24 protein-coding genes and 1 riboswitch are annotated in these 24,383 nt (G+C 71.7%); of the genes, 9 read left to right on the top strand and 15 right to left on the bottom strand.

Annotated features, from left to right (window positions below; genetic code table 11):
- Window positions 1-195: 195 nt before the first annotated feature.
- Entirely contained in the window at window positions 196-561 is a 366-nt protein-coding gene (locus ACFYNU_RS36565; protein WP_356593021.1) for an Rv2175c family DNA-binding protein, read from the bottom strand.
- 46 nt (window positions 562-607) lie between these two features.
- The gene (locus tag ACFYNU_RS36560; RefSeq protein WP_388768526.1) at window positions 608-1,771 is read right to left on the bottom strand and encodes an NAD(P)/FAD-dependent oxidoreductase; all 1,164 of its coding nucleotides are present in this window, start codon (window positions 1,769-1,771) and stop codon (window positions 608-610) included.
- A 164-nt stretch (window positions 1,772-1,935) separates the two neighbouring features.
- Window positions 1,936-2,050: riboswitch (TPP riboswitch) on the top strand.
- On the opposite strand from ACFYNU_RS36560, the gene thiO reads away from it, so the two are divergent.
- The 5 genes from thiO (at window position 2,047) to ACFYNU_RS36535 (ending at window position 7,476) form a co-directional block, all read left to right on the top strand.
- Window positions 2,047-3,228, top strand: a complete 1,182-nt coding sequence (gene thiO / locus ACFYNU_RS36555) for a glycine oxidase ThiO (RefSeq protein ID WP_356593025.1) — start codon at window positions 2,047-2,049, stop codon at window positions 3,226-3,228. Its footprint overlaps the riboswitch before it by 4 nt.
- The gene (gene thiS, locus ACFYNU_RS36550; protein ID WP_356593027.1) at window positions 3,225-3,557 is read left to right on the top strand and encodes a sulfur carrier protein ThiS; all 333 of its coding nucleotides are present in this window, start codon (window positions 3,225-3,227) and stop codon (window positions 3,555-3,557) included. The genes thiO and thiS overlap by 4 nt, the downstream gene beginning before the upstream one ends.
- A gap of 5 nt (window positions 3,558-3,562) precedes the next feature.
- Window positions 3,563-4,357 (top strand): thiazole synthase, encoded by a 795-nt coding sequence (locus ACFYNU_RS36545; RefSeq protein ID WP_356593029.1) that lies wholly within the window; start codon window positions 3,563-3,565, stop codon window positions 4,355-4,357.
- A gap of 131 nt (window positions 4,358-4,488) precedes the next feature.
- Window positions 4,489-6,591 carry a Stk1 family PASTA domain-containing Ser/Thr kinase gene (gene pknB, locus ACFYNU_RS36540; protein ID WP_356593031.1) on the top strand — a complete coding sequence of 701 codons (2,103 nt, stop codon included), beginning with the start codon at window positions 4,489-4,491 and terminating at the stop codon, window positions 6,589-6,591.
- Window positions 6,592-6,594: 3 nt separating this feature from the next.
- Window positions 6,595-7,476, top strand: coding sequence for a deoxyribonuclease IV (locus ACFYNU_RS36535; RefSeq protein ID WP_356593033.1), 882 nt, complete (start codon window positions 6,595-6,597; stop codon window positions 7,474-7,476).
- Window positions 7,477-7,499: 23 nt separating this feature from the next.
- On the opposite strand, the gene ACFYNU_RS36530 is transcribed toward ACFYNU_RS36535, so the two are convergent.
- Window positions 7,500-8,132, bottom strand: a complete 633-nt coding sequence (locus ACFYNU_RS36530) for a sulfite oxidase-like oxidoreductase (protein WP_356593035.1) — start codon at window positions 8,130-8,132, stop codon at window positions 7,500-7,502.
- Window positions 8,133-8,286: 154 nt separating this feature from the next.
- Here ACFYNU_RS36530 and bfr point away from each other — a divergent pair, with 154 nt between their 5' ends.
- A complete protein-coding gene (gene bfr, locus ACFYNU_RS36525; protein WP_356593037.1) occupies window positions 8,287-8,766 on the top strand; it encodes a bacterioferritin in 480 nt (159 codons plus the stop codon).
- A 69-nt stretch (window positions 8,767-8,835) separates the two neighbouring features.
- Here the strand turns inward: bfr and ACFYNU_RS36520 are convergent, their stop codons facing one another.
- Window positions 8,836-9,132: a (2Fe-2S)-binding protein gene (locus ACFYNU_RS36520; protein ID WP_356593039.1), complete on the bottom strand. Its 297-nt coding sequence runs from the start codon at window positions 9,130-9,132 to the stop codon at window positions 8,836-8,838.
- Between the two features lie 165 nt (window positions 9,133-9,297).
- Window positions 9,298-10,653, bottom strand: a complete 1,356-nt coding sequence (locus ACFYNU_RS36515) for a class II 3-deoxy-7-phosphoheptulonate synthase (protein ID WP_069626965.1) — start codon at window positions 10,651-10,653, stop codon at window positions 9,298-9,300.
- Window positions 10,654-10,941: 288 nt separating this feature from the next.
- Between ACFYNU_RS36515 and ACFYNU_RS36510 the strand changes: the two genes are divergently transcribed.
- Window positions 10,942-12,873, top strand: coding sequence for an anthranilate synthase family protein (locus ACFYNU_RS36510; RefSeq protein ID WP_356593041.1), 1,932 nt, complete (start codon window positions 10,942-10,944; stop codon window positions 12,871-12,873).
- A gap of 440 nt (window positions 12,874-13,313) precedes the next feature.
- Here the strand turns inward: ACFYNU_RS36510 and ACFYNU_RS36505 are convergent, their stop codons facing one another.
- The 4 genes from ACFYNU_RS36505 to ACFYNU_RS36490 all read right to left on the bottom strand — a co-directional run bounded on the left by ACFYNU_RS36505 (window position 13,314) and on the right by ACFYNU_RS36490 (window position 17,295).
- Window positions 13,314-14,342, bottom strand: coding sequence for a 6-phosphofructokinase (locus ACFYNU_RS36505; RefSeq protein WP_356593043.1), 1,029 nt, complete (start codon window positions 14,340-14,342; stop codon window positions 13,314-13,316).
- Window positions 14,343-14,498: 156 nt separating this feature from the next.
- Window positions 14,499-15,209, bottom strand: coding sequence for a response regulator transcription factor (locus ACFYNU_RS36500; RefSeq protein WP_356593045.1), 711 nt, complete (start codon window positions 15,207-15,209; stop codon window positions 14,499-14,501).
- Window positions 15,206-16,429, bottom strand: coding sequence for a MacS family sensor histidine kinase (gene macS / locus ACFYNU_RS36495; protein ID WP_356593047.1), 1,224 nt, complete (start codon window positions 16,427-16,429; stop codon window positions 15,206-15,208). The genes ACFYNU_RS36500 and macS overlap by 4 nt, the downstream gene beginning before the upstream one ends.
- Window positions 16,430-16,539: 110 nt before the next feature.
- Entirely contained in the window at window positions 16,540-17,295 is a 756-nt protein-coding gene (locus tag ACFYNU_RS36490) for a lysophospholipid acyltransferase family protein (RefSeq protein WP_356593049.1), read from the bottom strand.
- A 155-nt stretch (window positions 17,296-17,450) separates the two neighbouring features.
- Between ACFYNU_RS36490 and ACFYNU_RS36485 the strand changes: the two genes are divergently transcribed.
- On the top strand, window positions 17,451-18,230 hold the full coding sequence (locus ACFYNU_RS36485; RefSeq protein ID WP_356593051.1) for an alpha/beta fold hydrolase: 780 nt from the start codon (window positions 17,451-17,453) through the stop codon (window positions 18,228-18,230).
- Window positions 18,223-18,930, top strand: coding sequence for a hypothetical protein (locus ACFYNU_RS36480; protein WP_356593053.1), 708 nt, complete (start codon window positions 18,223-18,225; stop codon window positions 18,928-18,930). Before ACFYNU_RS36485 ends, ACFYNU_RS36480 begins: the two co-directional genes overlap by 8 nt.
- A gap of 113 nt (window positions 18,931-19,043) precedes the next feature.
- On the opposite strand, the gene ACFYNU_RS36475 is transcribed toward ACFYNU_RS36480, so the two are convergent.
- The 6 genes from ACFYNU_RS36475 to ACFYNU_RS36450 all read right to left on the bottom strand — a co-directional run bounded on the left by ACFYNU_RS36475 (window position 19,044) and on the right by ACFYNU_RS36450 (window position 24,201).
- The gene (locus ACFYNU_RS36475) at window positions 19,044-19,829 is read right to left on the bottom strand and encodes an endonuclease/exonuclease/phosphatase family protein (RefSeq protein ID WP_356593055.1); all 786 of its coding nucleotides are present in this window, start codon (window positions 19,827-19,829) and stop codon (window positions 19,044-19,046) included.
- Between the two features lie 79 nt (window positions 19,830-19,908).
- The gene (locus tag ACFYNU_RS36470; RefSeq protein ID WP_356593057.1) at window positions 19,909-20,850 is read right to left on the bottom strand and encodes an ROK family glucokinase; all 942 of its coding nucleotides are present in this window, start codon (window positions 20,848-20,850) and stop codon (window positions 19,909-19,911) included.
- Between the two features lie 65 nt (window positions 20,851-20,915).
- Window positions 20,916-21,392: a DUF5304 domain-containing protein gene (locus ACFYNU_RS36465; protein WP_356593059.1), complete on the bottom strand. Its 477-nt coding sequence runs from the start codon at window positions 21,390-21,392 to the stop codon at window positions 20,916-20,918.
- Window positions 21,393-21,480: 88 nt separating this feature from the next.
- Window positions 21,481-22,782, bottom strand: a complete 1,302-nt coding sequence (locus ACFYNU_RS36460; protein WP_356593061.1) for an ArsA-related P-loop ATPase — start codon at window positions 22,780-22,782, stop codon at window positions 21,481-21,483.
- On the bottom strand, window positions 22,782-23,267 hold the full coding sequence (locus ACFYNU_RS36455) for an SRPBCC family protein (RefSeq protein ID WP_356593063.1): 486 nt from the start codon (window positions 23,265-23,267) through the stop codon (window positions 22,782-22,784). The genes ACFYNU_RS36460 and ACFYNU_RS36455 overlap by 1 nt, the downstream gene beginning before the upstream one ends.
- A 100-nt stretch (window positions 23,268-23,367) precedes the next feature.
- Window positions 23,368-24,201 carry a metallophosphoesterase gene (locus ACFYNU_RS36450; protein WP_356593065.1) on the bottom strand — a complete coding sequence of 278 codons (834 nt, stop codon included), beginning with the start codon at window positions 24,199-24,201 and terminating at the stop codon, window positions 23,368-23,370.
- Window positions 24,202-24,383: the final 182 nt, after the last annotated feature.

Raw genomic sequence — 24,383 nt, 5'->3', positions numbered from 1 at the left:
TGGAGCCGCGGCGGCGGCGTCTGGGGGGGGCGCGGGGGGGTGGGGGGGGCGGGGGGGGGGGGGGTTGGGGGGGGGGGGTGGGGGGGTGGGGGGGGGGGGGGGGGGGGGGGGGGGGGGGGGCGGTGGGGGGGGGGGGGGGGGGGGGGGGGGGGGGGGGCCCCCCCCCCCCCCCCCACAGCCGGTTGGCGGCAAGGCCTAGACGGCGAGCGCCTGCGCGCGGCGCTTCACCTCCGTACCGCGATTCTCGCTGAGGGCCTGCACGGGCGTGCCCGGCAGGGACGGGTCGGGAGTGAAGAGCCACTCGAGCATCTCTTCGTCGGTGAAGCTGTCGTCCCTCAGGAGCGTCAAGGTCCCCGCGAGGCCCTTGACCACCTTGTTGCCGTCGATGAAGGCCGCCGGCACCTGGAGCGCGCGGTTCTCACCGCGACGCACGGCGATCAGCGTGCCTTCCTTCACGAGCTGGCGTACACGCGTCACCTCGATATCGAGCATTTCCGCGATATCGGGCAGGTGAAGCCAGGCAGGGACGAGAGCATCGATCTTTGCGTCAATCTCAGTCACAGGACAAGCCTGCCATCCCGGACTGACAGTCGGAAGCCGAGCCGGGTCAGAGCGCCGTCAGTTTGAGCGGTACGGCGGGGTCGACGGCACGCTCCGTGTCGATCCGCGCGCCCGCCGCGACGAGCTTGCGGCCCTGTGCGAGATCGCGCGGCCTGCCGACGCTCAGGAGCGCCACCAGCGCCCCGTCGCGCAGCCACAGGACCGCCCAGGCGGCGCTCGCCGGGTCGCCGCGCCACAGGAGCGTGTCGGCGCGCGCGTGGTGGCCCGCGTACTGCACGAAGCGGCCGAACTGCTCGGACCAGAAGTACGGGACCGGGTCGTACGGCTCGTGCGACTCCCCCACGATGTCGGCGGCGACCGTACGCGGCCCCTGGAGCGCGTTGTCCCAGTGGTGCACCATCAGCCGCTCGCCGTAGCGGGCCGAGGGGAACGAGGCGCAGTCCCCGACCGCGTACACCCCGGGCAGTGAGGCGCGCAGCCGGTCGTCGGCCGTGACGGCGCCCTCGGGTCCTGTCGCGATGCCGGAGCCCGCCAGCCAGGCCGTGGCGGGTCTGGCGCCGATGCCCACGACCACGGCGTCCGCCGCCAGCGCGCGGCCGTCCGTGAGGGTCACCGTGCCGGGCTCGACGCTCGCCACGCGCGCGTGGGTGAGGAGTTCGGCGCCGCTCTCCGCGTACCAGTGCGCCATCGGAGTGGCGACCTCGGCGGGCAGGGCCCCGGCGAAGGGCCGGTCGGCCGCCTCTACGACGGTCACCTCGCAGTCGGCCTCCCGGGCCGCGGTGGTGAACTCCGCGCCGATCCAGCCCGCGCCGACCACGACGATGTGCCGCTTGCCGTCCAGGACGGGGCGCAGCCGCGCGGCGTCGTCCAGGGTGCGCAGCAGATGGACGCCGGGTACGCCGTCCGCGCCCGGCAGCGTGACCGGTTCGGCGCCGGTGGCGAGGACCAGCACGTCGTAGGGGACGGGGCCGGCCTCCGTGTCCAGCTCCCGGTCCCGCGGACGCACGCCGGTGACGTCGAGCCCCAGGCGCAGTTCCACCGAGAGCGCTTCGAAGTCCACGTCGAACGCCGAACTCTCCGCCGTCCCCAGGAGGACGGCCTTCGAGAGCGGGGGCCGGTCGTAGGGCTGGTGCCGTTCGGCGCCGATGAGGGTGACGGGACCGTCGTAGCCCCGTTCGCGCAGTGCCACGGCGGTCTGCACACCCGCCATGCCCGCGCCGACGACGACGGTGCGCCGCTCGTCCGTCTGCTTCCGCTGCTCGCTCACCCGATCACCTTAAGGACCCGGCGGGGACGGCGACTCCCTTACCCGGCGCGGGGACAGGGGGTTACGCTGGGCCGTAAAGCGCTTATCGGCAGTAGCGAACAAGAGACTTCACACCTCGCGGGAGCCCGGACGCAGCGGGCTGAGAGGGAGGCTGACGCGGCCTCCGACCGTACGAACCTGATCCGGGTCATGCCGGCGAAGGGAGGAGCTGGACGCCCATGCGGTCATCTCATACCGACGTCCTCGTCGTCGGGGGCGGGATCATCGGCCTCGTCACCGCCTGGCGGGCGGCGCAGCGCGGACTCGGGGTCGGCGTCGTCGATCCGGAGCCGGGCGGCGGCGCCGGCCAGGTCGCCGCCGGAATGCTCGCCGCCGTCAGCGAACTCGACCACGGCGAGCAGACGTTGCTGGGTCTGAACATCGCCTCCGCGCGGCTCTACCCCGACTTCGTCGCCGAGCTCGAATCGGTCTCGGGCCGGGACACCGGCTACCGGGCCTGCGGCACGCTCGCCGTCGCTCTCGACAGCGACGACCGGGCGCAGCTGCGTGAACTCCACGCCCTCCAGAGGAGATCGGGTCTGGAGTCCGAATGGCTCACCGGCCGCGAGTGCCGGCGGCTGGAGCCGATGCTCGCCCCGGGCGTACGCGGCGGTCTGCGGGTCGACGGCGACCACCAGATCGACCCGCGCAGGCTCGCGGCGGCCCTCGTGACGGCCTGCGAGCGGGCCGGGGTGGTCTTCCACCGGGCCTGGGCCCGTCGTCTGCGGGTGGCCCGGGACCGGGCCACCGGGATCACCCTCGACGACGGTACCGACCAGGGCACCGAACTCGGCGCCGATCAGGTCGTGATCGCCGGGGGCAGCCTCAGCGGGCAGCTCGCGGGGGTGCCGGACGACGTCCTGCCGCCCGTGCGCCCGGTCAAGGGCCAGGTCCTGCGGCTGACGGTGCCGCGCCCGTACGCGCCGTTCCTGTCCCGGACGCTGCGGGCCGAGGTCCGCGGCAGCCACATCTATCTCGTGCCGCGCGAGAACGGCGAACTGGTAGTGGGCGCCACGAGCGAGGAGCTGGGGTGGGACACCACGGTGACGGCGGGCGGGGTGTACCAGCTGCTGCGCGACGCCCATGAACTCCTTCCCGGCATCACCGAACTCCCGCTCACCGAGACCCGCGCCGGGCTGCGGCCGACCTCGCCGGACAACGCCCCGCTGCTCGGTCCGACCGCCCTGCCGGGCCTTCATCTGGCGACCGGGCACCATCGCAACGGGGTGCTGCTGACACCCGTCACCGGCCAGGTGATGGCGACCGTGCTCACGACGGGCGAACTGCCCGACGACGCGCGGCCCTTCGCGCCGGGCCGCTTCTCCCCCGCCGCCTCCGTACGTCAGGAGCAGCACGCATGAGCGACATCACGCATTCCTCCGTGAACGAGCCCGTGGGCGACCCGGTGGACGAGCCCGTGAACGAGTCCGCGAACGAGTCCGGACCCGCGCGTGGGTCCGAGCCGGTGAACGAGTCCGCGAAGGGGGCGCTGACCGTCTCCGTCAACGGAGCGGCACGCGTCCTCGCGGCCCCCGTCACGCTCGACGTCCTCGTCGCGACCCTCGCCCCCGCCCCGTCGGGTGTCGCCGCCGCGCTCAACGAGACCGTCGTCCCGCGCGGGCACTGGTCCGCCACCACCCTGCGCGACGGCGACCGCGTCGAAGTCCTCACCGCCGTCCAAGGAGGCTGACCCCGATGTCCGACGACCGGCTCGTCATCGGCGACTCCGTCCTCGACTCCCGCCTCATCATGGGTACGGGCGGCGCGCCCAGCCTGGACGTACTGGAAAGGTCCCTGGTCGCGTCCGGCACCGAACTCACCACGGTCGCCATGCGCCGGCTGGACCCCACCGTGCAGGGCTCCGTCCTGTCCGTGCTCGACCGCCTCGGCATCCGGGTCCTGCCGAACACGGCCGGCTGTTTCACGGCGGGCGAGGCCGTCCTCACCGCCCGTCTGGCACGTGAGGCGCTGGGCACCGACTGGATCAAGCTCGAAGTGGTTGCGGACGAACGGACGTTGCTGCCGGACCCGATCGAACTGCTCGACGCCGCCGAGACGTTGGTGGACGACGGCTTCACCGTCCTGCCGTACACGAACGACGACCCGGTGCTCGCCAGGAAGCTGGAGGACGTGGGCTGTGCGGCGATCATGCCGCTCGGGTCGCCGATCGGGTCGGGTCTGGGCATCCGTAATCCGCACAACTTCCAGCTGATCACCGACCACGCGCGCGTGCCGGTGATCCTGGACGCGGGGGCCGGTACGGCGTCGGACGCCGCGCTCGCCATGGAGCTGGGGTGCGCGGCCGTCATGCTGGCGTCGGCGGTCACGCGCGCGCGGGAGCCCGTCCTGATGGCGGAGGCGATGCGGCACGCGGTCGAGGCGGGCCGGCTGGCCCACCGTGCGGGCCGTATCCCGCGCCGGCACTTCGCCGACGCCTCGTCTCCCACGGAGGGGCGGGCGATGCTGGACCCGGAGCGGCCGGCGTTCTGACCGGCGCCCCCGGGGCCCCGGCGGCCGTTGCCGCGATGTGATGCGCGTGCTGTCACAAGACGGCTCCAGTGGCGTGTCAGGCCCGACCCGGGGCTGCGGGGGTGTCAGCGGCGGCTCGTAGACTCGGGCAGGTGGACACCACGCTCAAGGACCCTCTCGTCGGCCAGGTGCTCGACGGCCGTTACCGCGTCGACGCGCGCATCGCCGTCGGCGGCATGGCCACGGTCTACCGGGCCGTCGACACCCGGCTCGACCGGGTCCTGGCCCTGAAGGTGATGCACCCCGCCCTGGCGACCGACGCCGTCTTCGTGGAGCGCTTCATCCGCGAGGCCAAGTCCGTGGCGCGCCTCGCGCATCCGAACGTGGTGGGGGTCTTCGACCAGGGCGCCGAGGGCGCGTACGTCTATCTGGCGATGGAGTACGTCGAGGGCTGCACGCTGCGGGACGTCCTGCGCGAGCGCGGCGCCCTCCAGCCGCGTGCCGCGCTCGACATCCTGGAGCCGATGCTGGCCGCGCTGGGCGCGGCCCACCGGGCGGGCTTCATCCACCGGGACATCAAGCCGGAGAACGTGCTGATAGGGGACGACGGCCGGGTGAAGGTCGCCGACTTCGGTCTCGTACGGGCCGTCGGCTCGGTCACCAACACCACGGGCACCATCCTCGGCACGGTCTCGTATCTGGCACCGGAGCAGATCGAGTACGGCACCTCCGACACCCGCGTCGACGTGTACGCGTGCGGTGTCGTCCTGCACGAGATGCTGACGGGCGCCAAGCCGCACGGCGGCGACACCCCGGCGCAGGTGCTCTACCTCCATCTGAACGAGGACGTGCCCGCTCCGTCCGCCGCGGTGCCCGGCATGGCGATCGAGCTGGACGAACTGGTCGCGGCGGCCACCGCCCGCAATCCGGAGATCCGCCCCGAGGACGCGGTGGCGCTCCTCGCGCTGACCCGTCACACGCGCGCGGCACTGGACGACGCGCAGCTGGACGCGGTGCCGCCGCAGGCCACGAAGGACGGCGCGCACGGCGTCGGTGGCCCCGACGCGGCGCGGATTCCGACGCCCGCGCCCCAGGACAGCCACAGCGGCGGGGCCGGGCGCCCACGAGACCCGCGCCCGCACGACGCGCCGTCCGCCTCTCACGGCGCTTCCGACGACCGTACGAGCGTGATCCCGCGCCTGGTGCGCCCCTCGTCGCCCGACGACGGCTCCGATACGCCCGACCTCCGGCCGGCCGCCGCATCCCCGGCGGACGGCGTCCACCGCACCAGCCGGCTCACGATGCCGCCGGGACCGCCCGCCCCGCCGCGCCGGCCACCTGCGGGCCGCCGGGCCTGGCGCCCTGCCCGCCCCCGCAGGGGCGTCCTCGCGATCGTGGTGGCCGTGCTGCTGGTCTTCGGTGTGGGGGCCGGCGTCTGGTACATCAACTCGGGGCAGTTCACCCGGGTGCCCTCCCTGCTCGGGCAGACCGAGCAGACCGCGAAGAAGCGCCTGGCCGACGCCGGGCTGGACGCGAAGGTCGAGGGCGACTTCAGCGAGACGTTCGAGCGCGGCACCGTCATGCGTACCGACCCCGAGCCCCGGTCCCGGATACGGGGCAACGGTTCGGTGACCCTTGTCATCTCACGCGGCCCGGAGATCGTGCGGGTCCCCGACCTGACCGGCAAGTCGCTGGCCGACGCCAAGGACGCGCTGAGGAAGGTCGGTCTCGCGCCCGGTGTGATCACCCGGTCCTTCGACGAGGAGACCGCCCAGGGCGAGATCATCCGTTCCCAGCCGAAGGCGGGTACGGAGCTGCGGCCCGACGCGGGAGTGGCGCTGGTCGTCAGCAAGGGCCGGCCGGTCCATATGCCCGACGTGACCGGCCAGTCCGAGGAGGAGGCGACCGCCTCGCTCGAAGACGCGGGACTCGATGTGCGGATCGCGGCCGAGCGGGTCAACTCCCCCGAGGAAGCGGGGTCGGTGGCCCGGCAGTCGGCGAAGGAGGGCAGCAGGCTCGCCCGCGGCGACAACGTCACGCTGACCATCTCCAAGGGCCCGCGGATGATCGCCGTCCCGGATGTCACGGGGAAGTCGATAGACGACGCCAGGACCGAGCTGACGGAGGCGGGCTTCGAGGTGGAGGTCGACCGGAGCTTCCCGTTCCTGGACGACACCGTGGCGAAGCAGTCCGTCGAGGGCGGCGAGCAGGCGCCCGAGGGCGGCACGATCACGATCACGACCAAGGGAATCTGAGGCTTGACGCTCCACGACCGCCCGCGCAATCCCGTCGGCGGCCATGTTCCGGTGGCGGGCGGCCTCGCCCGTGTGGGGCTGGCCTGGGCGCGTGACATCGGCGCGGAGACCGTCCAGGTCTTCGTCGCCAATCCGCGCGGGTGGGCGACCCCGGCCGGCAATCCGGCGCAGGACGAGCAGTTCCGTACGGAGTGCGCGGCCGAGGGGCTGTCGGCGTACATCCACGCCCCGTATCTGATCAACTTCGGCTCCCACACGCCGGAGACGGCCGAGCGGTCCGTGGAGTCGCTGCGGCACAGCCTGCGCCGGGGCCGGGAGATCGGCGCCCCGGGCGTCGTCGTGCACACCGGTTCGGCGACCGGCGGGCGCCCGCGCGAGGTGGCGCTGGCGCAGGTACGGGAGCGGATGCTGCCGCTCCTCGACGAGCTGACGCACGACGACGACCCGTATCTGCTGCTGGAGTCGACGGCCGGACAGGGCTTCTCGCTCTGCTCGCTCGCCGAGGACTTCGGCCCGTACTTCGACGCGCTCGACTCGCATCCCAAGCTCGGCATCTGCCTCGACACCTGCCACATCTTCGCGGCGGGCCACGATCTGGCGGCGCCCGGCGGGACCCGCCGGACGCTGGACGAGCTGGTGGCGACGGTGGGCCCGGGGAGGCTGCGGCTGATCCACGCCAACGACTCGAAGGACGTGTCCGGTGCCCGTAAGGACCGCCATGTGAATGTCGGCGCCGGTCATATCGGTGAGGCGCCGTTCCGGGAGCTGTTCGCGCATCCGGCGACCGAGGGGGTGCCGCTGGTGATCGAGACCCCCGGCGGCAAGGAGGGGCACGCGGCGGACGTGGCGCTGCTGAAGAAGCTGCGCGAGGACGTACGGGCCTGAGAAGCCGCGGTCCGGGGGGCCGGTTACAGCTCCGGGCCGTCCCCGGGGCCTTCCTGGTAGGAGTAGCGCTGCTCCCCCCAGGGGTCGCCGATGTTGTGATAGCCGCGTTCCTCCCAGAAGCCGCGGCGGTCGGCGGTCATGTATTCCACGCCCCGGACCCATTTCGGGCCCTTCCACGCGTAAAGATGCGGCACGACGAGCCGCAGCGGAAATCCATGTTCGGCGGTCAGGAGTTCGCCGCCTTTGTGTGTGGCGAAGATGGACCGCTCCGATGTGAAGTCGTCGAGACGGACATTGGCGCTGTAGCCGTACTCGGCCCAGATCATGACATGCGTCACGCTCGGCGCCGGCGGAGCCAGTTCCAGGAGCGTACGCGCGAGTACCCCGCCCCATTCGGCCCCGAGCATGCTGAACTTTGTCACGCAATGCAGATCGGCGACGACTGTGGAGAACGGCAGGGCCGAGAACTCCTCGTGATTCCAGCAGTGCTTGTCACCGTCGGCCGTGGCGCCGAAGACGCGGAACTCCCAGCGGTCCGGCTTGAACTTCGGTACGGGCCCGTAATGGGTGACCGGCCAGCCGCGCTGGAGCCGCTGCCCCGGTGGGAGACCGGACTGCGCCGACTCCCGCTCTTCCCGGCTTTCCGGCTGACCCATGCCTTCCATGGTGACAGACCGCGAAGGGTGGTCATGACCAGGTACGGCCCGATTCGGGCAACTGCTACTAAGTGGGGCCTTACTGGACGCTGTTCTGGCACGGTGCGAAGATGCGCGCATCCTGGCCAGTCCCCGTGTGGAAGGAGCCTCTGCGATGCAGGGCGACCCCGAGGTCATCGAGTTCCTCAATGAGCAGTTGACCGCCGAATTGACCGCGATCAACCAGTACTTCCTGCATGCCAAAATGCAGGAGAACTTCGGTTGGACGAAGCTCGCGAAGTACACACGGGCCGAGTCGTTCGACGAAATGAAGCACGCGGAGATCCTGACCGACCGGATTCTCTTCCTGGAAGGTCTGCCGAATTACCAGCGGCTTTTCCATGTACGTGTCGGCCAGACCGTCACCGAGATGTTCAACGCCGACCGGCAGATCGAGGTCGAGGCGATCGACCGGCTGCGGCGCGGGGTCGAGGTGATGCGCGCCAAGGGAGACATCACCTCGGCGAAGATCTTCGAGTCGATCCTCAAGGACGAGGAGCACCACATCGACTATCTCGACACCCAGCTGGAACTGGTGGAGAAGCTCGGCGAGGCGCTGTACATCGCCCAGCTGATCGAGCAGCCGGACAGCTGACGGCCGGGGGGTCCGGCCGACGGGTCGCGGCACACCGGTGCGCCTCAAAAGCTCAGGGGCTCGCGGGCGTCAGGCCGCTTCCCGGCCCGGGGACGTGGCCGCGACGGCCCGTACGACGGCCGAGCGCGCCACAGCCGCCTGTACGGCCGCCGGCTCCGTGACCGTGGTCTCCACGGTCGCCGTCCCGAGCAGCTCGCGGCGCGGGCAGGCGCCACGGCCGAGGATGGACTGGATGCTGCGTACGCACGAACCGCAGTCCGTGCCGGCCTTCGAGGCGGAGGCGATCTGGCGGGGGGTGCACGCACCCGCCTCCGCGTGTTCCCGTACCTGCTTCTCGGTGACGCCGAAGCACGAGCAGACGTACACGCGGTTCACCTCCCGGCGGGATCGTTGGCTGGCGCCGTCCCGTTCTCGACGGTGAGGCAAACCTAACCTTACCCGCCGCCCGGTGCGCACAACAGTCCCCCCAAAGGGGTGGGGCGCGGATCACATCGCGATCCGCGCCCCACTTCGTGCAACTCTCCGCGACGCCTACTGCGCCCGGTACATCTCCGCCACCAGGAAAGCCAGATCGAGCGACTGGCTTCGGTTCAGCCGGGGGTCGCAGGCCGTCTCGTACCGCTGGTGCAGGTCGTCGACGAAGATCTCGTCGCCGCCGCCCACGCACTCCGTGACGTCCTCGCCGGTCAGCTCGACATGGATGCCGCCCGGGTGCGTCCCGAGTGCCTTGTGGACCTCGAAGAAGCCCTTGACCTCGTCGAGGACGTCGTCGAACCGGCGGGTCTTGTGGCCGGACGCGGCCTCGAAGGTGTTGCCGTGCATCGGGTCGGTCACCCACGCCACGGTCGCGCCGGACGCGGTGACCTTCTCGACCAGCTCGGGGAGCTTGTCCCTGACCTTGTCGGCGCCCATCCGGACGATGAAGGTGAGCCGGCCGGGCTCGCGCTCGGGGTCGAGCCGGTCGATGTAGGTGAGCGCGTCGTCGACGGTCGTCGTCGGGCCGAGCTTGATGCCGATCGGGTTGGCGATCTTCGAGGCGAACTCGATGTGCGCGCCGTCCAGTTGACGGGTGCGCTCGCCGATCCAGACCATGTGCCCGGAGACGTCGTACAGCTTGCCGCTGCGCGAGTCGACACGGGTCAGCGCCGACTCGTAGTCGAGAAGCAGCGCCTCGTGCGAGGAGAAGAACTCGACCGTACGGAACTCCGCCGGGTCGGTGCCCGCCGCCTTCATGAAGTTCAGCGCGTTGTCGATCTCGCGGGCGAGCCGCTCGTAACGCTGCCCGGACGGGGACGACTTCACGAAGTCCTGGTTCCAGGCGTGCACCTGGCGCAGGTCCGCGTAACCGCCGGTGGTGAAGGCACGCACCAGATTGAGCGTCGCGGCGGACGCGTGGTACATCCGCTTCAGCCGCTCGGGGTCCGGGGTCCTGGCCTCCTCGGTGAAGGCGAAGCCGTTGACGGAGTCGCCCCGGTAGGTGGGCAGCGTCACACCGTCACGCGTCTCGGTGGGCTTGGACCGCGGCTTCGAGTACTGACCGGCGATCCTGCCGACCTTCACCACCGGCACCGACGCCGCGTAGGTGAGGACCGCGCCCATCTGGAGCAGGGTCTTGAGCTTGCTGCGGATCTGCTCGGCGGACACGCCGTCGAAGGCCTCGGCGCAGTCGCCGCCCTGAAGCAGGAACGCCTCGCCCCTGGCGACGGCCCCCATCCGGGCGCGCATCTGGTCGCACTCACCCGCGAAGACGAGCGGCGGATAGCTTTCCAGCTCCGCGACGGCAGCGCGCAGGGCCTCGGCATCGGGATACTCGGGCTGCTGCGCCGCGGGGAGGTCTCGCCAGGTCGCCTGCACGGCGGGTGCTCGGGTGTCAGCGTTCACGGTCACGCGGACAACATTACGGGGTCCCCGGTGCCGTCCACGCCCTCTCTCAATGGCTGAGACGGCGGTCCGCGACCGTCGCACGGGCCGCCGGGGTCGGTTATGCTCCCCGGCATGTTGGCGCAGCTGAACCAGGCTTGGTGGTGGACCGCACATCCGGCGGTCCGCTGATTCACGCGCGCAACACCGAATCGCAAGGCCGCCCGAGGGGCGGCCTTCCGTGTTTCCCGGCCAGTCGGCCGGAGCGGACCGGATTCGGGGCCGTTCCTCTTCTCCGGAAGGAACGAAGCCCGTATGCGGAACTCAGACACCGGCACTCTCCTGGCGAGACTCCTCGACGACAGCTGCCCGCCGTTCGCCCTGCTGCGCCGGCGCACCCCGGGGCGGGACCACGACACCGTGGAACTGCTCATCGGCGACGTACGCGAGGTGGCGCGGCTGGCCGACATCCCCGCCGAGGACGAGCGGCCCTCGCTCGCCCTGGTGCCGTTCCGGCAGATCCGGGAGCGCGGCTTCGAGGCGCACGACGACGGCACGCCGCTGTCGGTATTGGTCGCCGACGAGCAGTACGAGCTGCCGCTCGCAGACGTCCTCGCACAGCTCCCCGCGCACGGGGTCCGGGTCGAGGACGGTGCCTTCGACATCGACGACGAGGAGTACGCGGACATCGTCCGGCGGGTCATCGAGGACGAGATCGGCCGCGGCGAGGGGGCCAACTTCGTCATCCGGCGCACCTTCGGGGGCCGGATCCCCGGCTTCGGGCGCGCCGACGCGCTCGCGCTGTTCCGGCGGCTGCTGGCCGGCGAGCGGGGCGCGTACTGGACGTACGTGGTGCACACCGGGGCGCGGACGCTGGTGGGGGCGAGCCCCGAGGTGCATGTGCGGATGAGCGGCGGCACCGTCGTGATGAATCCCATCAGCGGCACGTTCCGCTATCCGCCCGAGGGGCCGACCACCGAGGCGCTGCTCGAATTCCTCGGCGACCGCAAGGAGACCGACGAGCTGTCCATGGTCGTCGACGAGGAACTGAAGATGATGTGCACCGTCGGCGACATGGGCGGGGTGGTGATCGGCCCCCGGCTCAAGGAGATGGCCCATCTCGCGCACACGGAGTACGAGTTGCGCGGGCGCAGCTCGCTCGACGTACGCGACGTGCTGCGGGAGACGATGTTCGCCGCGACCGTCACGGGGTCGCCCGTGCAGAACGCCTGCCGGGTCATCGCCCGGTACGAGCCGCTGGGGCGCGACGGCGTGGGACGCGGCTACTACGCGGGCGCGCTGGCGCTCGTAGGGCGTGACGCGGGCGGGGCGCAGACCCTCGACTCGCCCATCCTGATCCGGACGGCCGACATCGACGCGGACGGCGGGCTCCGGGTGCCGGTCGGGGCGACGCTCGTACGGCACTCCGACCCGGCGGCCGAGGTCGCCGAGACCCACGCGAAGGCGGCGGGGGTGCTGGCGGCGCTGGGCGTGCGCACGGGGCCGGCGCGTGACGCCTCCGTACGGAAGGCGCTCGCGGACGACCCGCGGGTGCGGGCAGCGCTGGACTCGCGGCGCGGTCATCTGGCGCCGTTCTGGCTGAAGATGCAGGAGCGGTCGGCGTCGCTGACGGCGCACGCGCTGGTCATCGACAGCGAGGACACGTTCACGGCGATGCTCGCGCATCTGCTGCGGTCCGCCGGCCTGGACGTGACCGTACGCCGGTACGACGAACCGGGCTTCGGTAAGGAGGCGGTGCTGGCGCACCGGGGGCTCGTGGTGCTCGGCCCGGGTCCCGGCGACCCGTCGGACCCGGCCGATCCCCGCATGCGCGCGCTGCGCGCGCTGACCTCCGTACTGCTGCGTGAGCACCGGGGCGGTCTGCTGGGCGTCTGCCTCGGCAACGAGCTGATCGCGGCGGAACTGGGCCTGCGCACGGCGCGCAAGCGGCTGCCGTACCAGGGGGCGCAGACCCGTATCGACCTCTTCGGGAAGGCGGAGACGGTCGGCTTCTACAACAGCTTCACCGCGCGCTGCGACGACGCCCTGGCGGCGGAGTTGGGAGCGCGGGGCATCGAGGTGAGCCGCGACGAAGCGGGCGAGGTCCACGCCCTGCGCGGCCCCGGCTTCGCCGGGGTGCAGTTCCACCCGGAGTCGGTCCTGACCCTGCGCGGCCCGGAGATCATCGCGAGCCTGGTCACGGACGCGCTGCGCGACCAGGTACCGGAGGGCACGCCGGGTACGTAGCGGGCGGGGCGCGGGGGCGGTGCGACGGGGCGGTACGGGCACCGGAGCCGCGCCCGGAAAGGAGCCTGGTCCGCCCGCGCCGGCTGGTGCGGTGCATCGCAAGTCGGAGGATCGGCCCCGTACCGGGCGTACTCGGCCGACTGCGAGAACGGAGGGCAGCTCGTGGGGCCCGGGCTCAGCGCCGACCGGGCCCCGCGGGCGCCCAAGCAGGCCAACCACCGCACGGGACACGCCCGTCGGACCCGGCCGACGAAACGTGGCCTCCGTACGGAGGCCGGGCCCGTGTCGAGCGGGGGCCGCCCACGCCGGCCAACCGCCGTACAGGACACGCCCGTCGGACCCGGCCGACGAAACGTCGCCTCCGTACGGAGGCCGCGCCCGCGAGGAGCCGGGGCGCCGGGCGGGCTCCGCAGGCCGCCCGGCGCTTCAAGGGGAGCGGGTCAGCCGAAGAAGACGCCGACCTCTTTGTAGAGCTCCGGCTGGACCGTCTTGAGTTCCGCTATCGCCTCCGCGATCGGGACCCGCACGATGTCCGTGCCGCGCAGGGCCACCATCTTGCCGAAGTCGCCGTCCCGCACGGCCTCGATCGCGTGCAGACCGAAGCGCGTGGCCAGCCAGCGGTCGAAGGCGCTCGGCGTGCCGCCGCGCTGCACATGGCCGAGGACCGTGGTGCGCGCCTCCTTGCCGGTGCGCTTCTCGATCTCCTTCGCCAGCCATTCGCCGACGCCCGACAGCCGGACATGGCCGAACGAGTCCAGCGTGCCGTCCTTGAGGATCACCTCGCCGTCCTTCGGCATCGCTCCCTCGGCGATGACCACTATCGGCGCGTACGAGGCCCTGAATCGCGACGTCACCCAGGCGCAGACCTGGTCGATGTCGAAGCGCTGCTCCGGGATGAGGATGACGTTCGCGCCGCCCGCGAGACCCGAGTGCAGGGCGATCCACCCCGCGTGCCGCCCCATCACCTCGCAGACGAGGACGCGCATGTGCGACTCGGCGGTGGTGTGGAGACGGTCGATCGCCTCCGTCGCGATACCGACCGCCGTGTCGAATCCGAAGGTGTAGTCGGTCGCCGAAAGGTCGTTGTCAATGGTCTTGGGCACGCCCACACAGGGCACGCCGTGCAGGTCGGAGAGCTGGGCCGCCACGCCCAGGGTGTCCTCGCCGCCGATCACTATGAGCGCTTCGACCTCGCTGCTCGCGAGGTTCTCCTTGATGCGGCGGATGCCGTCGGCCGTCTTGAGCGGATTGGTGCGTGAGGAGCCGAGGATGGTGCCGCCACGGGGCAGGATGCCTCGTACGGTGGGGATGTCGAGCGGTACGGTGTCGCCTTCCAGCGGTCCGCGCCAGCCGTCCCGGAAGCCGGTGAACTCGTACCCGTACTCCTGGACGCCTTTGCGCACGATGCCTCGAATGACCGCGTTGAGCCCTGGGCAGTCGCCGCCCCCGGTCAATACTCCGACCCGCATGGAAACACTTCCCTTCGCCGTCGGTGACGCACCTGAGCCACATCCGAGTGACACAGGTCACCCCGGCATGGTGCGCAGGGTCATTTCCGTTGCACCAGAGGGCGGCGGGAGGTGGTTGGGGGACGACCGCGCGACGGCGGCGCGTCACGCGGGCGTTCACACGTCGTCGAGGCCGCGCTCGATCGCGTATCGCACCAGTTCGACGCGGTTGTGGAGCTGGAGCTTGCCGAGGGTGTTCTGGACGTGGTTCTGCACCGTGCGGTGCGAGATGACCAGCCGCTCGGCGATCTGCTTGTACGAGAGCCCCTTGGCGACCAGGCGCAGCACCTCGGTCTCGCGCTCGGTCAGCTGCGGCACCTTGGGGTCGTCGGACGCCGCGGGCTCGGGCTCGGAGGCGAGCCTGCGGTACTCGCCGAGGACCAGGCCGGCGAGTCCGGGGGTGAAGACCGGGTCGCCGACGGCGGTGCGCCGTACGGCGTCGGTCAGTTCGGCCGTACTGGCCGACTTCAGCAGATAGCCGGTGGCGCCGGACTTCACCGCTTCCAGTACGTCGGCGTGCTCGCCGCTCGCCGAGAGGACCAGGACCCGCAGGCCGGGCTGGGAGCCGACGAGTTCCTTGCAGACCTGGACGCCGGGCATGCCCGGCAGATTGAGGTCGAGGACGAGTACGTCGGGGGTCGTGGCGGTCGCGCGGCGCACCGCCTGGGGCCCGTCACCCGCCGTCGCCACGACGTCGAACCCGGCCTCGGCCAGATCGCGGGCGACCGCGTCGCGCCACATCGGGTGGTCGTCCACGACCATCACACGTGTCGGCCCGGCCGCGGCGCCGGGCGTGCCGCCCTCGTTCTTCTGTGTCCGCTCGCTCATCGCTCCGCCTTCCCCCGTGGAACCTTCAACTCGACTTCCGTGCCCTGGCCGGGGACCGAGATCAACTCGGCCGTACCGCCCAGCTCCCGCAACCGCCCCCGGATCGACAGGGCGACACCGAGGCGCCCCTCCCCCTCGGCCTGTGCCAGCCGTCCCTCGGGGATTCCCGGGCCGTCGTCCCTGACCGTCACGATCACCTCGTCCGGCGAGTCCTCGACCAGGATCCAGGACCGCGCGCCGTCACCGGCGTGCTCGCGGACATTGTCCAGGGCCGCGTTCACGGCCGCGGCCAGTTCCCTGGCGGCCACGGGCCGGAGCAGGACCGGGGCGCCCGGCTCGGCGAGGGTGACGGCGGAGCCGGAGAGCGGCGCCAGCAGCGTACGCAGATCCCACAACCCGCCCCCGCCGGCGCCGTCCTCCGCGTACTCCACGTCGTCGTCCATCGTGCGTACCACCGCGCCCAGCGAGGCGTCCTCGGAGGCGCGCGTGGTCGGTACGAGTCCGCTGGAGACCAGTGTCCGCAGGGCGACTTCCTGTTCCCCGGCCATCTGCCCCAGCTCCGCCGCCTCGCCGCCGAGCGCCGTACCGCGCCGCTGCACCATCGCGAGGACCTGGAGCACGCTGTCGTGGATGTCGCGCGCCAGGCGCTCGCGTTCCCGGGTCGCCGCCTCGATCTCCAGGGCGCGCGCCAGGGTGCGTTCGGAGGCGCGGGCGACCTCCACGATGTAGCCGATCGCGATGGACGCCACCCACACCAGCAGCACGTTGTGCAGGGTGTCCCGGCTGGGGGTGCCGCGCCCGAACAGACTGGCCACGGCGACCAGCGAGGAGGCGAAGGCCGCCCAGCGCCAGCCGCCCTTCACGGCGAAGGCGAGCACCGCGCCGGCGGTCCATATGCTCGGCAGGGTGGGACCGTCCTGGTGCCGCGCCTGCATGTCGACCAGCGGCGTGAGGAGCACGCCCACGAGGGCGATGGTGAGGTCGACGCCCAGGAAGCCCTTGGTGCAGCTGACGGCGTTGGCCACCTTGGGCAGCGTGGCGATCGTCCAGACGACGAGGACGGCGAGGTACGCGGCGGCGACCCAGGGGTGGTCGAACTTCTCGCGCCCGAAGACGGCGATCAGCGTCGCGTAGACCATGGTCAGCAGGCGGTACGCGGTGAGCGCGCGCCACAGCGGCTGCTCGACCGACATCCGTACGACCCGTTCGCGCCCGGCCATCACCCGTGCTCCCCCTCCGCGCTTCCCCGCCTCACCCGAAACCCGAATCCGAGCCCCGGATCCAAGCCCCGGACCCGAACCCGAGCCTCGGATCCGAGCCCCGGACCCGATCAGGCTGTGTTCCCGGCCTTCTCGGTCTTCTCGGCCTTCTCGGTCTTCGCCTTCTCCGCCTTCGCCTTCGCCTCTTCGGCGATCTTGCGCTTGGCCGCCGTCGCGTAGATGTCGACGTACTCCTGGCCGGAGAGCTTCATGATCTCGTACATGACCTCGTCGGTCAGCGAACGCAGGATGAAGCGGTCGCTCTCCATGCCTTGATACCGGCTGAAGTTCAGCGGCTCGCCGATCCTGATCCCCGGCCGCATCAGCTTCGGCATCACCGTCCCCGGCGGCTGGATCTTCTCCGTGTCGATCATGGCGACCGGGATCACGGGCGCGCCGGTGGCGAGCGCCACGCGCGCGAGGCCGCCGGGCTTGCCCCGGTAGAGCCGGCCGTCGGGCGACCGGGTGCCCTCGGGGTAGATGCCGAAGAGTTCGCCGCTCTCCAGGACCGCTATGCCGCTCTTGATGGCCGCCTCGCCCGCGCCCCGCCCGCCGGAGCGGTCGACCGGCAGCTGGCCGACGCCCTTGAAGAACGCGGCCGTGAGCCGCCCCTTCACACCCGGCGAGGTGAAGTACTCCGCCTTGGCGATGAAGGTGACTTTCCGGGTCAGGACCGCGGGGAGGAAGAACGAGTCCGAGAACGAGAGGTGGTTGCTCGCGAGGATCGCCGGCCCCTCCTCGGGAATGTTCTCGATGCCCTCCACCCACGGTCGGAACGCAAGCTTGAGCGACCCTCCGATGGAGAACTTCATCGCGCCGTAGATCAACTCGGGTGCCTCCTGTGTGCTGTCGCCCGACCTTAACCCGCGAGGGGCGCGCGGGTTCCGTCTCGGGGCGCCGACGGCTCTGGTCGGTGTCGGTCCGGTCGCGTACGGTGAAGTACCACTCCCGGACTCACGAAAACTCATGAACAGGAGACCCTGTGCCGGTCCTTCCTGGAGCCGAGCCGTACCGCCACGAGGGCGGAGATGTCGGCGTGCTCCTCTGCCACGGATTCACCGGTTCCCCGCAGTCGCTGCGCCCCTGGGCCGAGTATCTGGCCGCCCGGGATCTCACCGTGTCGCTGCCGCTGCTCCCCGGGCACGGCACGCGCTGGGAGGACATGCAGATCACCGGCTGGCAGGACTGGTACGCGGAGGTGGACCGGGCGCTGCGGGAGCTCGGCGAGCGGTGCGGGAAGGTCTTCGTCTTCGGTCTCTCCATGGGCGGGACGCTGGCGCTGCGGCTCGCCGCCAAGCACGGGCACGCGGTCAGCGGCGTCGCCGTCGTCAACCCGGGGAACAAGGTGCACGGCCTTTCGGGGTACGCCCTGCCGCTGGCCCGGCACCTCGTCCGGACGACGAAGGGCCTGCGCAGCGACATCGCGCTGGCGGGCAGCGAGGAGGTCGGCTACGACCGGGTCCCGCTGCACGCCGCGCACTCGCTGCGGAATTTCTTCCGGCTGGTGGACGGGGAGCTGCCCCAGGTCACCCAGCCCTTGCTGCTGATGCGCAGCCCGCGTGATCATGTGGTGCCCCCGGCCGACTCGGCGCGGATCCTCGGCAGGGTCTCCTCGACCGACATCCGGGAGGTCGTCCTGGAACAGAGCTACCACGTGGCGACGTTGGACCACGATGCGGAGCGGATTTTCGAGGAGAGTCACGCGTTCATCGGCCGACTCGCTCCGAACGTCGGGAAGAAGGGGAGCACAACCGGTGGCTGAGCATGACGCGGACCGTGAGCCGCAGCCGATCGACGAGGACGCCGCCTGGGCGGCGATCGTCGCGGGTTACGGGGAGGAGCCGGCCGATCCGCCGGGTGCCAAGCCCTTCAAGTCGGTCGAGGACCTGGCGCTCCTGGAGAGCGACCGGAACAGCTCCGAGCCCGCGCCGCCCAAGGACAAAGGGTCCGGGACGACGAAGGCGGACCTGGGGCCGGTGAACCGGTCGGAGACGGTGCCGGACACCAAACCGGACGCCAAGCCGGACACCACCGCTGCCGACGCCGATTCCGTCGCGCCGCCGACCGTGCCCGAGCCCGCGCGGGAGCCGGACGCCAAGCCCGACAAGCCGTCGCTCGGCGGCTCGATCGTCTTCGCGCCCGGTGTGGCCGGCGGAGGGCCGCGCGACTATTCGGTGGCCGAGCCGAAGGAGGAGGACCTCGACGACAGCGACGAGGGCCATTTCGTCCCGCCCGAGCCGCCGCCGCTGCCGGAGGCCGACGTCACCGCCAAGTTCGCCTGGCTCGCGGTGATCGGCGGTCCGGTGCTCATGCTTCTCGCCGTGCTGTTCCGGTGGGAGATGACCTGGTGGCTGACGACGGTGTGTATCGGCGGCTTCCTGGGCGGTTTCGTCACGCTGGTGGCGCGGATGCAGCACGACGACGACGAGGAGGACGATCCGGGCCGGGGCGCGGTGGTCTGACACCTCGCCCGCGCCGCCCTGGCGTCAGCCGATACGCGAAGCCGGTACGTGAAGCCGGCGCGTGGGGCCGGTACGTGAAGCCGGTACGTGAAGCCGTTGCGTGGAGCGGGAGTTCAGGAGGCGGGTACGCGCAGGGCGGCCAGCACCGGAAGGTGATCCGTGGCCGCCCGCAGGTCGCTCTCCTCGACACCCGGCAGGCCCAACGGCACTCCGCAGCCCAGCACTTCGACACCCTCGGTCGTGAAGATCGCGTCGATGCGCTGGTGCGGATCGACCGGTGTCGAGGTGTACTCGCTCCCCCACGGCTTGACCGCCCAGGCGTCCTGGAGTTCCTTGGCGATCCGCCGGAACGCACTCCCCTGCGGCCGGTCGTTGAGATCGCCCGCCACGATCGTGTGCGGTACGTCCATCGTCCGCACCCGGTCGAGCAACATCCCGGCCTGCGCGAGCCGTTCGTCGGCCGCCAGGCTGAGATGGCAGCTGAGCACCCCCATGCGGGCGCCGCCGATCCGTACGACGGCCGTGGCGAAGCCGCGCCGGTGCCGGCCGGGGGTGAGCGGCAGCAGTACGTCCTCCGTACGCTCCACGGTCGCGCGCAGCGAGCACAGCAGCAGCGGGCCGGCGGCGGTGCCACCGCCGCTGAGGACGACGAGATCGGTCTGGGCGGCCAGCCACGCGGCGCGCTTGCGCCAGCGGAAGAAACGCGGCGCCTCCTGGACGAAGACCAGGTCGGGCGCACAGGCCCGGATCACCCGGGCCAGCGCCTCGCAATCGTCGCGCATGGAACGGACGTTGTAGCTGAGCACCCGGATCACGGCCGAACCGTCGGGCTCGGTACGGGAGTCGGGCAGCGAGATCGTGGGGACGGGTCCACCCTGTCCACTTACCGGAGTTGTCACCGGTCCACGATAGGCCAATGCCCACCGCACCCCTGAGGGGCGCGGCGGGCATGATCGTCCGGAAAGCGGCGACAGACTCTCAGCCCTGGCGGGCCAGGTCCGCGGCGCCCACCAGCCCGGCCTTGCCGCCCAGTTGGGCGGCGAGCACCTGCGCGTGCGGACGCCATTCGCCGCCGATCAGCCACCGGCGGAAGGACTTACGGATCGGGTCGAGGACCAGTTCGCCCTCGTCCGAGACGCCGCCGCCGACGATGAACGCCGACGGGTCGAAGAGCGAGGCCAGGTCGGCCAGGCCCGCGCCGGCCCAACGGGCCAGCTCCCGGAAGGAGTCGACGGCCACCGGGTCGCCCTCACGGGCGGCGGCGCTGACGTGCTTGCCCTCGATGCCTTCGGGTGTGCCGTCGCCGAGACGCAGCAGGATCTCCGCGTTCTCGGGCGTGGCGTTGGCGCGTTGCCTCGCGTATCTGACGAGGGCGCGCCCCGACGCGTACTGCTCCCAGCAGCCCTGGCTGCCGCAGCCGCACAGCAACCCGTCGGGTACGACCCGGATATGGCCGAATTCCGCCGCTACACCGAAGCGTCCGCGGCGCAGTTTGTTGCCGATGATGATGCCGCCGCCGAGGCCGGTGCCGAGCGTGATGCAGATGACGTCGTCGTGGCCCTGTCCGGCCCCGAACTTGTACTCGCCCCAGGCCGCCGCGTTCGCGTCGTTCTCCACGACGACCTGCATCCCGACCCGCTGCTCGACCTTGTCCTTGAGCGGCTCGTGACGCCAGTTGATGTTCGGCGCGAACAGGACGGTGGCGCGTTTGTCGTCGACGTAGCCGGCGGCGCCGATGCCGACGCCCTCGATGTCGTGTCCCTTGCCGGCGCCGGACACCGCCGCGCAGATCGCGTCGACGATGCCTTCGGCGGTCGTCGGGGTGGGCACCTGGTACGTATCGAGAATCGCGCCTTCTTCATCGACCACGCCCGCCGCGATCTTGGTGCCGCCGATGTCGACGCCGATGGTGAGTCCCATGTGTCCCTCAGTTTTCGGTCGAGCCCCGCTGGGCCCAACCGTACCCGAGGGCAGGCTCTCCCTGGTCAGTCCAGGTCGATGTGGGTACCGGGTGCGGGGCCCTCGTCGCGGGGATCCGAGGGGTCGTTGGCCTTTTCGTCCGTCTTCTTCAGACTGATGTCGGGTGCCTCGGACGGTCCCTGGGTCCAGCGGCGTTCGTCGCCCTCGACGGCGGACCGGTAGGCGGCGAGCAGTTCGTTTCCGGCCGCGGCGAGGTGGTCGAAGAGATCCGGGTTGCGGTCGATGACCGGCTCGACGGCGGACTTGGCCTGATTGATGAACTGCTGGACGGCGCCCTGTGCGGCCATGCCGAGCAGCGGGCTCTGGAACGAGGACACCTTGTCGGCGACGGCGTCGACGAACCGGCGCAGCTCCTCGGAGGCCGAGCCGGGCGGCGTCCCGTGGACGGCACGGCGGCGCTCCTTCTCGGCGGCCAGGTCCTCGGCGCAGGCCGTCGCCCAGGCGTCCGGGTCGGCGGCGGGACGCTCGATCGCATCACTCATGGGTTACTCCCGCGTCGGGCAAGGCGCCTCGTCCGGGGCGGACCGGAGGCTGTGTACCTTCGACGGTACCTGAACCCCGGTGGGACATTCAGGCCGTGCGCGGCCAGAGGCCGGGGTCCGGCGTGAATCGGACCTTCAGGACACCGTCCGTGAGCGCGGCGCCCGAGACGGTGCAGCGCCGCAGAGCGCCGGTCAGGGGCACGATGCGGTGGAACGGGCCGACGGTCAGCAGCAGTTCGTCGCCGCGCCGCACCAGGCCGATGTCCGCCTTGACGGCGCCGGGCAGTGGCAGGGACCACACCAGCAGCCCGTCCTCCTCGCGCCGGTCCTCCACCCACCACGGATCGGGGCGCGGCCCGGTGTCCGGTCCGGTGTCCGGTCCGCGGTCACCTTCGAGATCCCCTGCGAGGTCCGGATCCGGGTCCGCGAGCCCCTCAAGACCGGCGAGATCGTCGAGTCCGCGCGGATCCCGGCCGAGATGGGGTACCGCGCGCAGCCGCCACGCGAAACCGGAGCCGGAGCCGGAGCCGAAAGCGGAAGCGGAATCGGGTCCGTACTCCTCGCCCCACTCGTCCAGGCACTTCTGCTGCTGGGCGGCGAGCGTCGCGAGCCAGGCGTCGGACGAGTCCGTCGGCAGCACCTTGTTCGGTACGAGGGCGTCGACGCGCAGCCCGTACAGGCTGAGCCCGTCGCGGGCCACGCGCAGGGCGTCGGCGGCGGCCGGGCCGGGCTCGGCGACGAGCCGTACGGTCGTGGTGGGCGAGCCGATCAGCGCCTGGACGGTGGCCAGTTCCTCGTCCCGGCGGGCGGCGGCGCCGTACAGCCAGTCCGCGGGCATCGGTACGCCGGCGAGCTGCGCGATCATCGGGCGCAGCGCCCGCGCGGCCTGCCGCTCGGCGGGCAGGAGGCGGCCCAGGAGACGGCGCAGCCGCTCGGGCAGGGCGAGTACGGACAGGGCGTCGCGCAGCGGCGGCAGATCGACGACGAGCACGTCCCAGTCACCGGCGGCGGCCCGGCGCAGCGCCTGGAGCAGGGCGAACTGTTCGGCGCCCGGCAGCTCGGTCAGCTCCTCGCCGTCGAGACGGCGGGCGCCGAGCATGTCGAGCGCGGCGGCGGCGCGGTCCTGGAGGGCGAGGAATTCGGTGCGGAAGTAGTCGGCGGGGTCGACGCGCGCGGCCCAGAGGCCGGGTGTCACCTCGGCCGGTTCGACACCGACGGCGGCCCCTGCCTCCGTACCGAGGACGGTGTCGGGTCCCGCCGGGTCGGCGCAGAGCAGCAGGGTGCGCTCGCCGTGCCGGGCGGCGGCCAGGGCGGTCGCCGCCGCGACGGTGGTACGGCCCGCGCCGCCGGGGCCGGTGACCAGGACCGTACGCGGCGTCCTCCCCGCCATCAGGCGGTGGGCGTCTCGGCAGCTCCGGCCGCTCCGGCGGAGCCGGGGGCGCTCTCGACGCGCTTCTTCAGACCGGCCAGGGCGCGGTCGATGATGACCTTCTCGGCCTTGCGCTTGATCATGCCGAGCATCGGGATCTTGACGTCGACGGTCAGCCGGTAGGTGACCTCGGTGCGCGCGCCGCCGTCCGCCGGCGCCAGGTGGTACGAGCCGTCGAGCGACCGCAGCATCTGGGACTTGACCAGCGTCCAGCTGACCTCGTCACCACCGGTCCAGGTGTACGCGAGGGTGTGGTCGTCCTTGATCGCCCCGGCGTCCAGCACCAGCCGGACCTGCTCGGCGCGGCCCTCGGCGTCGGTGGAGAGCACCTCGGCCTCCTTCACCTCGCCGGTCCACTCGGGATAGCGGGCGAAGTCGGCGATCACGCCCATCACGTCGGCGGGTGCCGCCTCGATCGTGATGCTCGACTTGGTGTGTTCCGCCATCGTCGTGCTCCTCCAGATGGTGTCCCCCCGGCGGTGCGGGGGGACGGTCACGCTTTCCGGTACCGGCCGTGCGGTGTGCAGGTTATCGCGTGCGCGCCGGTCACCATTCCATGGCCCAGGGCCGTCCGGTGGACGCGAAGTGTCCGACGTTCACGCACTCCGTCGAGCCGACGCGCATCCGGGGGGCGAGCGGCTGGTGGACATGGCCGAAGAGCGCGTACCTCGGTTTCGTCCGGCGCAGGGCGTCCAGCAGCGCACGGCTGCCGCGTTCGAAGCGGCGGGCGACGGTGTCGTACGTCAACTCCGGCACCTCGGGCGGGATGTGTGAGCAGAGCACGTCGACCTCGCCGAGCCGCTCGACCTTGGCCGCGTACTCCTCGTCGGAGATCTCGTACGGGGTGCGCATCGGGGTGCGCAGGCCGCCGCCGACGAAGCCGAAGACGCGGCCGCCGATCTCGACCCGCTCGCCGTCGAGGACGGTGGTGCCCGGTCCGGCGTACTCGGGCCAGAGGGCGGGGATGTCGACGTTGCCGTAGGTGGCGTACGTCGGGGTGGGGAGGACGGCGAACATCTCGGCGTACTGGCGCCGTACCGCCGACTCGATGGCGGTGTCCCGGTCGGCCTCCAGACCGGCCCAGAGGTCGCGCCCCAGGTCACGGGCCTCGTCGAAGCGGCGGGCCGTACGCAGCTCGACGATGCGGTCGGCGTTCTCCTCACCGAAGAGGTCGGGGAAGATGCCGCGCGAGTGGTCGGCGTAGTCGAGGAAGAGGACGAGGTCGCCGAGGCAGATCAGGGCGTCGGCGCCGTCGCCCGCCCGGGCGAGGTCGCGGGCGTTGCCGTGCACGTCACTGACGACATGGACGCGGGTACGGACCTTCCCGCCGTTTCGGTCCGACACGTCACCGTTCTCGCCGCTGCTCCCGCCACCACGCATGCCGCTCACCCTAGATCGCCGCCTTCCTCCTGTGTAGAGGGGTCCGGACCTGCGGTTACTCACACGTCCGCACCGCTGTGGACTACTCTGCGCGAAGGACCGTCAAAAAACGTGTGACGCAGGGAACATCTGGCCGGGACCCCCTATCCGGAACCGAGTACCGGTGGGTAACGTCCGGGCCG

The organism is Streptomyces sp. NPDC006643, assembly GCF_042870175.1.
In the GTDB taxonomy this organism is placed as follows: Bacteria; Actinomycetota; Actinomycetes; order Streptomycetales; family Streptomycetaceae; genus Streptomyces.
Note: the sequence above shows the minus strand (reverse complement) of the source record. Positions and strands in the feature narration are given on the sequence as shown.

Excerpts from the sequence above, each read along its gene's own strand:
- thiS (WP_356593027.1), top strand. The coding sequence starts at position 3,225 with ATGAGCGACATCACGCATTCCTCCGTGAACGAGCCCGTGGGCGACCCG.
- ACFYNU_RS36455 (WP_356593063.1), bottom strand. The coding sequence starts at position 23,267 with ATGGCGGAACACACCAAGTCGAGCATCACGATCGAGGCGGCACCCGCC.
- ACFYNU_RS36505 (WP_356593043.1), bottom strand. The coding sequence starts at position 14,342 with ATGCGGGTCGGAGTATTGACCGGGGGCGGCGACTGCCCAGGGCTCAAC.
- ACFYNU_RS36560 (WP_388768526.1), bottom strand. The coding sequence starts at position 1,771 with ATGGCGGGTGTGCAGACCGCCGTGGCACTGCGCGAACGGGGCTACGAC.
- bfr (WP_356593037.1), top strand. The coding sequence starts at position 8,287 with ATGCAGGGCGACCCCGAGGTCATCGAGTTCCTCAATGAGCAGTTGACC.
- ACFYNU_RS36450 (WP_356593065.1), bottom strand. The coding sequence starts at position 24,201 with ATGCGTGGTGGCGGGAGCAGCGGCGAGAACGGTGACGTGTCGGACCGA.
- ACFYNU_RS36465 (WP_356593059.1), bottom strand. The coding sequence starts at position 21,392 with ATGAGTGATGCGATCGAGCGTCCCGCCGCCGACCCGGACGCCTGGGCG.
- macS (WP_356593047.1), bottom strand. The coding sequence starts at position 16,429 with ATGGCCGGGCGCGAACGGGTCGTACGGATGTCGGTCGAGCAGCCGCTG.
- thiO (WP_356593025.1), top strand. The coding sequence starts at position 2,047 with ATGCGGTCATCTCATACCGACGTCCTCGTCGTCGGGGGCGGGATCATC.
- ACFYNU_RS36470 (WP_356593057.1), bottom strand. The coding sequence starts at position 20,850 with ATGGGACTCACCATCGGCGTCGACATCGGCGGCACCAAGATCGCGGCG.
- ACFYNU_RS36530 (WP_356593035.1), bottom strand. The coding sequence starts at position 8,132 with ATGGGTCAGCCGGAAAGCCGGGAAGAGCGGGAGTCGGCGCAGTCCGGT.
- ACFYNU_RS36545 (WP_356593029.1), top strand. The coding sequence starts at position 3,563 with ATGTCCGACGACCGGCTCGTCATCGGCGACTCCGTCCTCGACTCCCGC.
- ACFYNU_RS36500 (WP_356593045.1), bottom strand. The coding sequence starts at position 15,209 with ATGAGCGAGCGGACACAGAAGAACGAGGGCGGCACGCCCGGCGCCGCG.
- ACFYNU_RS36510 (WP_356593041.1), top strand. The coding sequence starts at position 10,942 with ATGCGGAACTCAGACACCGGCACTCTCCTGGCGAGACTCCTCGACGAC.
- ACFYNU_RS36460 (WP_356593061.1), bottom strand. The coding sequence starts at position 22,782 with ATGGCGGGGAGGACGCCGCGTACGGTCCTGGTCACCGGCCCCGGCGGC.